The organism is Paracoccus sp. (in: a-proteobacteria), from assembly GCF_030536915.1.
Taxonomy (GTDB): domain Bacteria; phylum Pseudomonadota; class Alphaproteobacteria; order Rhodobacterales; family Rhodobacteraceae; genus Paracoccus.
In genome coordinates, this window is sequence record NZ_JAUNPC010000184.1 from 1 (window position 1) to 1,026 (window position 1,026).

Below are 1,026 nucleotides of genomic sequence, written 5' to 3' on the forward strand. Positions count from 1 at the left end.
TCTCCGCCGGGGACGAGAACGCGCCACACATCGGGGGCGTCCTGCCCACCCCATGCCCGAACGGCGAGCGCTGCCGCGCAGCACCCGGTGCCACAGCTGACGGTGTCACCGACGCCGCGCTCATGGACGCGCATCCGCACCGTTCCCACGGTCACCCCAGCGACGTCCTCCTCCCCCAGCGGCACCACATACTCGACGTTGGTGCCCTGCGGGGGTGCGGGCTGCACGAGCGGAATCCGGGCAAGCTGGGCCGCGGCCAACTCCTCCTCCTCAGCCAGGGCCACCACGGTGTGGGGGTTGCCCAGGTCGACGTTCAGGGCTGCGCGCGGCTGGTCCAGGCCCGCGGTGGTCACCAGTGCATCCGCGCCGCGGGCGATAGCCTCCTCGCCACCGGGGATCTGCCAGCGACCCATGTCCACCGTGTACAGCTCCGCATGGCGCGTGATGGTGCGCTCTCCCGCGCGCGTGGCGATGGCGATGGAGGCTCCCTCGGGGAGGTCGATGAGCCCCTGCAGCCGCAGATAGTGCACGAAGACGCGAATGCCGTTGCCGCACATCTGCGCCGGTGAACCATCGGCGTTGCGATAGTCCATGAACCACTGCGGCTGATCCGGGTCCGGGGTCGCGTCCAGCATCCCGGCCCGCGCGAGGGCCTCGGTGCGGGCCACGCGGATCAGCCCGTCCGCGCCGAACCCTCGGCGCCGGTCACATAGTGCCGCGATGGCCGCGGCGCTGAGGTCGACCTCGGCGTCCGGGTCGTTCAGCAGCAGGAAATCATTGGCGGTCCCGTGTCCTTTCGTGAGGCGACGTCCGGCCAGAGCAGCGAGTGGATTGGTCATCGTAGGGCTTCCTCGTGGCGGGGATGCAGGGATCAACCGGCGGGTGTCAGGAGCCGGATGAGGACAAAGGCGAGCGGCGGGAGGGCGAAGAGCATCCCGAGCACGGCGCACAGGTTCGCTCCGAGGGTGTACTGGCGCCGTCGATGGTCATCGCGTGCTCCCCCCTGACTCGGCGGTCGGCTGTTGA

1 protein-coding gene is annotated in these 1,026 nt (G+C 70.3%); it reads right to left on the minus strand.

Annotated elements, in window-relative coordinates; translation table 11 throughout:
• On the minus strand, positions 1–839 hold an 839-nt coding region (gene dapF / locus Q4F04_RS15505), incomplete at its 3' end, for a diaminopimelate epimerase (protein WP_303370687.1).
• Between the last annotated feature and the right edge of the window lie 187 nt (positions 840–1,026).